General features: G+C 69.0%; 8 protein-coding genes. 5 read left to right on the top strand and 3 right to left on the bottom strand.

What is annotated here, in order from left to right; all coding sequences use genetic code 11:
- Positions 1 to 31: 31 nt before the first annotated feature.
- Together VJ655_RS07210 and ybaL are read right to left on the bottom strand one after the other, a co-directional pair.
- On the bottom strand, positions 32 to 484 hold the full coding sequence (locus VJ655_RS07210; protein WP_324110386.1) for a MaoC family dehydratase: 453 nt from the start codon (positions 482 to 484) through the stop codon (positions 32 to 34).
- Between the two features lie 836 nt (positions 485 to 1320).
- Positions 1321 to 2991 (bottom strand): YbaL family putative K(+) efflux transporter, encoded by a 1671-nt coding sequence (gene ybaL / locus VJ655_RS07205; protein WP_324110385.1) that lies wholly within the window; start codon positions 2989 to 2991, stop codon positions 1321 to 1323.
- Between the two features lie 71 nt (positions 2992 to 3062).
- Here ybaL and VJ655_RS07200 point away from each other — a divergent pair, with 71 nt between their 5' ends.
- From VJ655_RS07200 to VJ655_RS07190, 3 genes are all read left to right on the top strand, one after another.
- Entirely contained in the window at positions 3063 to 3311 is a 249-nt protein-coding gene (locus VJ655_RS07200) for a helix-turn-helix transcriptional regulator (protein ID WP_324110387.1), read from the top strand.
- 21 nt (positions 3312 to 3332) lie between these two features.
- The gene (locus tag VJ655_RS07195) at positions 3333 to 5123 is read left to right on the top strand and encodes a cation:proton antiporter (protein ID WP_324110384.1); all 1791 of its coding nucleotides are present in this window, start codon (positions 3333 to 3335) and stop codon (positions 5121 to 5123) included.
- A gap of 133 nt (positions 5124 to 5256) precedes the next feature.
- On the top strand, positions 5257 to 6795 hold the full coding sequence (locus VJ655_RS07190) for a dienelactone hydrolase family protein (protein WP_324110383.1): 1539 nt from the start codon (positions 5257 to 5259) through the stop codon (positions 6793 to 6795).
- Positions 6796 to 6811: 16 nt separating this feature from the next.
- Here the strand turns inward: VJ655_RS07190 and VJ655_RS07185 are convergent, their stop codons facing one another.
- Positions 6812 to 7222 (bottom strand): helix-turn-helix domain-containing protein, encoded by a 411-nt coding sequence (locus VJ655_RS07185; RefSeq protein ID WP_324110382.1) that lies wholly within the window; start codon positions 7220 to 7222, stop codon positions 6812 to 6814.
- A gap of 71 nt (positions 7223 to 7293) precedes the next feature.
- Between VJ655_RS07185 and VJ655_RS07180 the strand changes: the two genes are divergently transcribed.
- A complete protein-coding gene (locus VJ655_RS07180) occupies positions 7294 to 8127 on the top strand; it encodes a class I SAM-dependent methyltransferase (RefSeq protein ID WP_324110381.1) in 834 nt (277 codons plus the stop codon).
- A gap of 328 nt (positions 8128 to 8455) precedes the next feature.
- Positions 8456 to 9639, top strand: a 1184-nt coding sequence (locus tag VJ655_RS07175; RefSeq protein ID WP_324110380.1) for an OmpA family protein, incomplete at its 3' end; no start/stop codon positions are given.

Genomic DNA, 9639 nt, shown 5'->3' with positions numbered 1-9639 from the left:
GAAGAGGGGCGCCGTTGCGAGGAGCGGGACCTCAATCCTTGAGCGGACGACGGCGGCGCGGCACCCGCACGACGGCTTCGCCGTCCATGATCAGGTCCTCGCCGACCAGGGCCTCGCAGCGCAGGGTGACGCGGGCGCTGGTCTCGTCGATCGCCGCCACCGTGACGCGGGCGACCACCACGTCGCCGATACGCACCGGCCGATGGAAGGCCAGGGTCTGGGAGAGATAGATCGCCCCCGCGCCCGGCAGGATCGTTCCGACCACGGCCGAGCCGAACGACGCGGACAGGAGGCCGTGGGCGATGCGGCCGCGATAGGCGGTCCGCGCGGCGAACGCCTCGTCCATGTGCACCGGGTTGAAGTCGTCCGACGCCTCGGCGAACAGCCGGATACGGTCCTCGGTGACGGGCACGTGCTTCTCGGCCGTCATGCCGACGGTGAGTTCTTCGAGAATGTAGCCGCCCGAGGCGTGAGGCTGGATCATGTCGCGGCGTTACCGGTCGCAGGGCGCGGTGGCTAGTGGAAAAGCGGGGAGAGGTGCGTCGGGCCGGTGGCGTCGCCATTAGCGGCCCTAGATGATGACGGCTTAGGGTGGAAGGCGGACATCGGGTTCAGGAAGCTGCGCTGTCTATGATCCTTTGCTCCTCGACGCTCAGCGCGGGCAGTTGTCGCTGAGATCGCCCAAGGATAGCGGCTAGGCGGTTCCGCTCTTCAACCACTCGGTACCAATAGGCATTCCGCTGCGCCTGGCTTCCAGAAAACAGCCAGGTCTCGTGCATGCCGATAACCTGCCGAGCGTTCTCTACGTGAAGATTGGCCTGTTCCCAGGAGATAAAGTCGTCCCATTCCATTGAGTAGCGTAGCCGGCCATCGACACATCTATCGATGAGATCAATCAGGTCGCCCGTTGTAGAAGCTGGCTCTTGATGAAGGTGCAGCCATGACGACTGAACAAATAGGCTCTTCAGCCAAGCACCCAATCCCATTGCGCATCCCCTCGCTTCCGACAGAGGTTGCGGCCTAGCCGGCTCGCCCACAAGCTGCTGATCCGAAGTTCTTAGTTGGGCCGCTAGCCGACCTCTTCAGCCCTGCGATCGTCTCGCCGTGAAATGTAAGGAGGGCTCCTTCTCCGGGGAGAAGTTCGATCCATAAACCCGACCTTCCCGGCGAATGCCGGGATCCAGATCGAGCCCCCTAACGTCTACTGGCTAGCGCCGCGAGATATCGCAGCATCCCAAATCACTCCGAATGAATCTGGGCCCCGGCATTCGCCGGGGAGGTCGGGGGATTGATGAGCCGTCCAAGGAGGCGGACGGCCCGTTAGTGGCCCCCGGCGGCCGCCGGCGCGGCCCTGCGCGGCGCTTTGGCCAGCATGCCCCGGGCGATCTCCTCCTCGCCGATCAGGGCGTGGGCCGCGCCCATCTGCTTGAGCAGGGTCACGTCGGCGTCGGTATAGGCGCGGGCGACGATCAGGACCTCCGGGTTGGCGGCCCGGGCCTGCTCGATGATCCGGGCGGCCTCGAACGGGTTGGGCACGGCGACGAACAGGTGGGTGGCCTTGTCCAGGCCCGCCTCCAGCAGCACCTCGGGCTTGACCGCGTTGCCGCTGACGGTCTCGAAGCCGGCCTTGCGCAGGTCCTCGGCGCGCTCGACGTCGTCCTCGATCACGACCAGGGGCGTGCGGCCCTTCAAGCCCTCGGCGACGGCCTTGCCGACCCGGCCGTAGCCGACCAGCACCGCGTGCGGCTGGGCCGCGGCCAGGGCGGGCGGCGGCTCGCCCCGGGCCTTGGCCTCCTTGGCGATCATGCCGGGCAGGACGCGGTCGAGCAGGGCGAACAGCAGCGGGTTGATCAGGATCGACAGGATGGCGCCGGCCAGAACCAGGTCGCGGCCTTCCGGCGGCAGAAGCTTCAGCGACACGCCCAGGCCCGCCAGGATGAACGAGAACTCGCCGATCTGGGCCAGGCTGGCCGAGATGGTCAGGGCCGTGCTCATCGGTCGGCGGAAGGCCAGGACGATGACCAGGGCGGCGATCGACTTGCCGACCACGATGATCGCCAGGGTCGCCAGCACCGCCAGCGGCTGGCGCAGCAGCACCATGGGGTCGAACAGCATGCCGATCGAGACGAAGAACAGCACGGCGAAGGCGTCGCGCAGAGGCAAGGTCTCGTTGGCGGCCTGCTGGGAAAGTTCGCTCTCGGCCATGATCATGCCGGCGAAAAAGGCCCCCAGGGCGAACGAGACGCCGAACAAGGCCGCCGAGCCAAAAGCCACGCCCAGGGCTATGGCCAGCACGGCGAGGCGAAACAGCTCGCGCGAGCCGGTGTGGGCGATGCGATGCAGGATCCAGGGGATCACCCGCCGGCCGACGATCAGCATGAAGGCCACGAACGCCACGACCTTGCCGATGGTGATGGCGAAGGCCGTCAGCACGCCGCCGCCGCTCCCGGAGGTCGGGGCCTCGCCGCCCAGCACGCCCGACAGGGCCGGCAGCAGGACGAGCGCCAGGACCATGGCCAGGTCCTCGACGATCAGCCAGCCGACCGCGATCTTGCCGCGCCCGGTCTCGATCAGCCGCCGCTCCTGCAGGGCCCTGAGCAGAACCACGGTCGAGGCCACCGACAGGGCCAGGCCGAACACCACGCCCGCCCCGACGCCCCAGCCCAGCGCCAGCGCCAGGCCCAGGCCCATCACCGTCGCCGCCGTGATCTGCACGACCGCGCCTGGAATGGCGATCTTGCGCACCGCCATCAGGTCCTTCAGCGAGAAATGCAGGCCGACGCCGAACATCAAGAGGATCACGCCGATCTCGGCCAACTGCGGGGCCAGCTCCTGGTCGGCCACGTAGCCGGGCGTGAACGGCCCGACCAGCACCCCCGCCAGCAGATAGCCGACCAGCACCGGCAGCTTCAGCCGGTTGGCGATGGCGCCGAAGACGAAGGCCAGGCCGAGACCCGCGACGATGGTGGCGATCAGCGAGGTGTGGTGCAAAGGCTCTCCTTGACGATCAGCTTTTTCGGGCGTACTCAACCAATATGGGTGACATCGCCCGGATGTTCCAGATGCCGTACGCAAAAATTCTCCTGCCGGCGCAATGCCGGGCCGCCCGCGGGCTGATCAACTGGTCCCAGGGCGAGCTCGCCGACCGGGCGGGCGTGTCGCGCAGCACGGTCAAGGACTTCGAGACCGAGCGCCACACGTTGCACCATAGCACCGAGCGGCTCCTGATCGACGCGATCGAGGCGGGAGGCGTGGCGTTGATCATGGCCGACGAGTCGGGACCCGGCGTGCGATTCAGGCGGCCGGTCTAGGCGGCGAAACAAGGAGGGCGCGTGGCGCACGAGGTATCAGCGGCGAGCTACAAGGACCTGGTCCTGTTCCTGGCGACCGCCGGCATCGTCGCGCCGATCTTCAAACGCCTGAAGATCAATCCCATCCTCGGCTATCTGCTGGCCGGCGTGATCCTGGGGCCGTTCGGCCTGGGCCGCTTTATCCACGTCGCGCCGTGGCTGGACTACGTCACCGTCGACAGCCCCGCCGAAATCGCCCAACTGGCCGAGTTCGGGGTGGTGTTCCTGCTGTTCATGATCGGGCTGGAGCTGTCGTGGGAGCGGCTGCGCCTGATGCGCAAGCTGGTGTTCGGGCTGGGGGCGGCCCAGGTGATCGGCTGCGCCCTGGTCCTGGGCGCGGGGGCGATGCTGCTGGGCCAGCCGCCGGCCGCCGCCCTGACGATCGGCGCGGCCCTCACCCTGTCGTCCACCGCCATCGCCGTGCCGGTGCTGGCCGAGCGGCGGCGGCTGCACTCGGACGCCGGCCGGGCCACCTTCTCGGTGCTGCTGTTCCAGGACCTGGCCGTGGCGCCGATCCTGATCACCCTGACGATCCTGGGGCGCGGCAACGGCGCCTTCAGGATGACCGACCTGCTCTCCCTGGCCCCGGCGGCCTTGGGGCTGGGCCTGATCGTCCTGGTCGGACGCCTGGCCCTGCGCCCGATGCTCAAGTCGGTCGCCAAGGCCAAGAGCGAAGAGATGTTCATGGCCGCCTGCCTGCTGGTGATCATCGGGGCGGGCCTGGTCAGCCAGATGTCGGGCCTGTCGATGGCGCTGGGCGCGTTCGTGGCCGGCATCCTGCTGGCCGAGACCGAGTATCGCCACGAGGTCGAGGTCAAGATCGAGCCGTTCAAGGGCCTGCTGCTCAGCCTGTTCTTCGTCTCGCTGGGCATCCGGCTCGACCTGTCGCTGCTGGCGGCCAAGCCGATGGTCATCCTGGCGACGGCCGTGGGGCTGCTGGTGGTCAAGGTGGCGGTGGTGTGGGGCATCGGCCTCCTGATGGGCCTGGGCCGCAAGGCCGCGATCGAGGCGGCGCTGATCCTGGCGGCCGGCGGCGAGTTCGCCTTCGTTCTGCTGGACAACGCCATGGGCGCGCAGGTGGTCTCGCCGGCGATCGGCCAGGCGGTGCTGGTCTCGGCCACCCTGACCATGTTCCTGATCCCGGGCCTGGCGGCGCTGGGCCAGCGCCTGGGGCGCAAGGGCGCGCCGGCCCCGATCAGCGAGGCCCCAGTCGGAGAACCCGACCGCGTCGGTCCCGAGCCGGCCGGCCAGGTGCTGGTCATCGGCTATGGCCGGGTCGGCAAGCTGGTCGGCGACATGCTGGGCCGCCACGACCTGCCGTGGATCGCGGTCGAGCGCGACGCCCGCCTGGTCGAGCAGGGCCGCCGGGAAGGCCGGCAGATCTATTATGGCGACGCCTCGCGCGTGGAGCTTCTGGAGCGCTGCGGCCTGGCCACGGCCCGGGCGGTGGTCATCACCATGGACGCGCCCGAGGCGGCCGAGGCGGTGGTGGCCGCCGCCCGGGGCGCGCGTCCCGAGCTGTCCATCGTCGCCCGCGCCCGCGACGCCCGCCATGCCGCCCGGCTCTACGAACTGGGCGCCACCGACGCCGTGCCCGAGACCATCGAGGCTTCCCTGCAGCTCTCCGAGGCCGTGCTGGTCGATATCGGCGTGCCGATGGGCCTGGTGATCGCCTCGATCCACGAGCGCCGCGACGAGTACCGCAAGAAGCTCAATCGCCCCGACGCCCTGGGCGGCAAGCGCCGCCGCCTGCGGGACGCATCCCTGCGGTAGTGGGAGGCCTCGCGGCGGCTCGCGACCCGTGAAGGCGTGGTGACGGTCGAGATCGAGGCGGTGGATTACAAAACTTTTAGTTGTGTCGAGACGCGAGCGCGGCGATGGCCGTCGCGTTCGGAGGGTGAAGCTTATGCGTTTGGTGTTCGTGCTTCTGGCGCTGGTCGTCGCGCCGTCGGGGGCGTTCGCGGCCTCCAACTTCACCCGCCACAACGCGCCCGGCCCGAACGCCGTCGGCCTGAAGGTCGTCGAGCAGTACGACTTCTCGCGCGGCTATCGTGGCGAGACCGATGTCGAGACCGGGAAGCCGATCACGGGCGAGCGGGCGCGTCCCATCCAGACCCTGATCTGGTACCCCGCGACCAAGGGTTCGGGGCGAAGCCTGACGGTGGGCGACTACGTCAAGCTCGGCGTCACCGCCGACGACTTCGAGCACGCGCCGGCCGAGCGCGGCGCGATGCAGGCCAAGTTCGCGGCGGCCCAGGTCGCCACGCTGCCGCCGACGCGAGCGAAGGCCGAGCTGGCCGCCCCGATGTCGGCCCGCCTCGACGCCGCGCCGGCCAGCGGCAAGTTCCCGGTCGTGATCTATGCGCCGAGCTTCAACGCCGAGGCCTACGAGAACGCCGACCTTTGCGAATACTTGGCCAGCCATGGCTATCTGGTCATCGCCAGCCCCAGCTTCGGCCAGGCCTCGCGTGGCATGACCACCGACCTGGAGGGCGTCGAGGCCCAGGTCCGCGACATCGAATTCCTGATCGGCTACGCCCATGGCCTGCCCCGGGCCGATACGAGCCGCCTAGCCGTGGCCGGCTACAGCTGGGGCGGACTGGCCAACGCCATGGCCGCGGCCAAGGACGGCCGCATCCGGGCCCTGGTCACGCTGGACGGCTCGGTCCGCTATTGGCCGAACATCGTCAAGCAGTCCCAGTATCTGACCCCGGCCCGCGTCACCGCGCCGATGCTTTACATCGCGGCCGCGCCCAAGTCGGTCGAGGACACGGCCGCCGACGTCAACCGGGATCAGAGCTTCCTGGCCAAGATGAAATACGCCGACCTCTACAAGGTCACGATGTATCCCTACGTCCACGCCAACTTCTCGGTGATGTTCGGCCAGCGGCTGAAGGGCGACTACGGCGCCTATGACAAGGATGAGCTGTCGATCGCCAACGGCTGGGTCGAGACCTATGTCCTGAGATTCCTGGATGGCTACTTGAAGGGCGACGGCGCCGCCCGCGCCTTCCTCGATATGCCGGTCGCCAAGACCGGCGCGCCGCGCCATCTCCTGGCTATCGACGTGACGAAGTCCACCGGCGCGCCGCCGACCCGCGCGGCCTTCGCCGCCGAGCTGAACCGGGTCGGCTTCGACAAGGCCCTGGCGACCTACCAGGCGTTCAAGACCCGCGACCCCGGCTTCGAGATCGACGAGACTGAGCTGAACCGCTGGGGCTACCAGCGCCTGGCCGCCGGCGACACCCACATGGCCGTCGGCGTCCTGAAGCTGGCGGCCGACCTCCATCCCGACAGCTGGAACGCCTTCGACAGCCTGGGCGAAGCCTACGCCGCCGACGGCGACAAGGCCTCGGCGATCGCCGCCTACAGCCGGTCCGTGGTCCTCAACCCCAAGAACGCCAACGGCGAGGCGCAGTTGAAGGCGCTGGGCGCGAAGCCCTAGCGGGACCGCCGTCGCCTCAGAGCGCCTCGGCCCGATAGCGCCGACGGTGATGGCCCGCCGCCTTCACGATACGCAGGAAGTGGGGGCAATCGGTCAGGACCGGAACCGTGCAGTCGGCGGCGTGGCGCAAGCCCTCGCGCATCCGGGTCAGCTGTTCGATCCGCTTGTCCAGCTGCGTCGCCTTGGCCCGCAGGCGGTCGCGGTCGATGTCGGCGCCGCCCAGCAGGCCGGCGATCTCGTCCAGGGTGAAGCCGCAGGCGCGGCCCAGGGCGACCAGCGACAGGCGCTCGACGGTCTCCGGGGCGAACAGGCGCTTCAGGCCCCGGCGGCCGGTCGAGACGATCAGGCCCTTCTCCTCGTAGAACCGAAGAGCCGAGGCCTTGACGCCCGATCGCCGGGAAAGCTCGGAAATGTCGATGTCGAACATCGCTTGACCTCAAGTGCGCTTGAACTTGCAGGATGGGTCGGCGGGATCATCCTGGCAACGAGGAGACGACGATGAGCACGAGCGCCGATCGCGACATGGCGGCCTATTGGGATCGCGCCAGCCAGGCCTGGGTCGAGCACCAGGCGTTGCTGGACCGGCTGATGGCGCCGATCGCCGAGGCGGTGGTCGAGGCCGCTGGGCTGGTGAACGGCGAGTCCGTGCTGGATGTCGGCTGCGGCTCGGGCGCGACGACCTTCGCGGCCGCCTGGCGCGTGGGGCCGACGGGCCGCGCCCTCGGCGTCGACATCTCCGGAGCCCTGGTCGAGTTGGCCCGCCGCCGCGCGGGCGAGGATGGGATCGAGGGCGCCGAGTTCCTGCTGGCCGACGCCCAGACCCACGCCTTCGATCCGGTGTTCGACGCCGTCGTCTCGCGGTTCGGGGTGATGTTCTTCCCCGATCCCGTGGCCGCCTTCGCCAACCTGCGCCGCGCCCTGAAGCCCGGCGGTCGGCTGGCCTTCGCCGCCTGGCGCTCGCCCGAGGAGAACCCGCTGTCGCTGATTCCGCTGCGGGCCGCCGCGCCGTTCCTGCCCGAGCCGCCCCGCTTCGAGACGAACGCGCCGGGACGCTTCGCCTTCGCCGATCAGGCGCGCGTGCGCGCCGTCCTGGAGGCCGCCGGCTGGCGGGAGATCGCGATCACGCCGCTGGATGTCGCGCGCCCGCTCTCCTTCGACGAACTGCTGACCATGAGCCTCCGGGTCGGGCCGCTGAACCCGATCCTCAAGGACGCGGGCGAGGCCGTGCGGCGCGCGGTCGGCGAGGCGGTGGCGGCGGCCCTGACGCCTCTCGTTCAGGACGGCGTCGCGACGATGACCTCGGCCTGCTGGCTGGTGACGGCGCGGGGCTAGCGGCGCCAGTGACCTGAAGTCATCTGTGAAGAGGCCGGGGTTTTCGGGGACGACCGCGAATACTTGACCATTTCCCGGCCACAAAACCTTGCGCGCGAACGCCCCACGTGCGAACCCAGCAAAGCTGACGCTTACATTCGTGGAGCTCGGCGGACACGCTCGGAAGTGATTCTGAGGGGCGGTCTTGTTTAGCTTTCCGGTTTGAAGAACAGGGGGGCGAAACCTGACGAGTGTGTCTTCGCCGACACTTTCCCGTGGCGTTTGCCTTGGTATAACAGCGCTAGGCCGGTCTCCGGCGTAGGGCAGGGCAATAGAGGGCTCTTCAACAATGAAACTCAACCTCCTGGCAGGAGCCGCTCTGGCTGCGGTGTTCGCCGCGTCGGGCGTTTCGGCCCAAGAGACCGGCTGGTACGGCGCGGTCGACCTTGGCTACCACTGGCCGCAGAGCATCAAGTCCACGTCGGACCGCACCGTCCCGGACGGCGAGTTCGCCCACTGGGCCTGGAAGACCGACCATGATTGGACCGGCTTCGTCCGTCTCGGCTATCAGTTCAACCCGAACTGGCGCGCCGAAGTCGAAGGCGGCTACCGCCCCGGCGACCTGAAGAGCGTCCACGGCGCCGCCGCTCGCGTTCCGGTCGGCCTCTGCACCCCTGGCGTGGCGCGCACGTCGTCGGCGCAGACCTGCGGCAGCCCGGACGGTTCGATCGATTCCTGGACCCTGATGGCGAACGTCATTTACGACTTCGCTCCGGACGCCTGGTTCAACCCCTTCGTCGGCGTTGGCGCCGGCATCAACCGCGTCGACGTCAAGGCGCTGGGCCAGTTCAGCAACGTCGGTCCGATCACCGCGTCGAACGTGGCGGTCCAGAACCTGACGGCGGACGACGACGACATCGCCTTCGCCTACCAGGCGCTGGCGGGCGCTTCGATCAAGGCCACCGACAAGCTGAAGATCGACGTCACCTACCGTTACATCACCGGTTCGGAGCACACCTGGCAGACGACCGGTTCGGGCGCGCTGCAGCCGGGCGCCTTCGAAGGCCAGTACAAGGACCAGTCGCTGACCGTGGGTCTGCGCTACTCGTTCGCGTCGCCGCCTCCGCCGCCGCCCCCGCCGCCGCCTCCCCCGCCGCCGCCGCCCCCGCCTCCGCCGCCTCCCCCGCCGCCGCCGCCTCCGCCGCCGCCGCAGTATGAGGCCCGCGAGTTCATCGTTTACTTCCCGTTCGACCAATCGGTCCTGACGCCGGAAGCCCAGACGGTGGTTTCGGAAGCCGCGAAGTACTCGAGCGATGGTCACGCGACCAAGATCGTCGTCGTCGGTCACGCCGACACCTCGGGTCCGCCGAAGTACAACGTGAAGCTCTCGGAGCGTCGCGCCAAGGCCGTGGCTGACGCCCTGGTCTCGCAAGGCGTCCCGGCCGCCGTCCTGGCGGTCGACTGGAAGGGTGAAAGCGCTCCGGCCGTCGCCACCGGCGACGGCGTGAAGGAACCGCTGAACCGCCGTTCCAC

The organism is Caulobacter sp., assembly GCF_035254145.1.
GTDB lineage: Bacteria > Pseudomonadota > Alphaproteobacteria > Caulobacterales > Caulobacteraceae > Caulobacter.
The sequence above is the reverse complement of the archived record's forward strand: the minus strand, read 5'-3'. Positions and strand labels throughout refer to the sequence as shown.

Excerpts from the sequence above, each read along its gene's own strand:
- VJ655_RS07180 (WP_324110381.1), top strand. The coding sequence starts at position 7,294 with ATGAGCACGAGCGCCGATCGCGACATGGCGGCCTATTGGGATCGCGCC.
- VJ655_RS07210 (WP_324110386.1), bottom strand. The coding sequence starts at position 484 with ATGATCCAGCCTCACGCCTCGGGCGGCTACATTCTCGAAGAACTCACC.
- VJ655_RS07190 (WP_324110383.1), top strand. The coding sequence starts at position 5,257 with ATGCGTTTGGTGTTCGTGCTTCTGGCGCTGGTCGTCGCGCCGTCGGGG.
- VJ655_RS07185 (WP_324110382.1), bottom strand. The coding sequence starts at position 7,222 with ATGTTCGACATCGACATTTCCGAGCTTTCCCGGCGATCGGGCGTCAAG.
- VJ655_RS07200 (WP_324110387.1), top strand. The coding sequence starts at position 3,063 with ATGCCGTACGCAAAAATTCTCCTGCCGGCGCAATGCCGGGCCGCCCGC.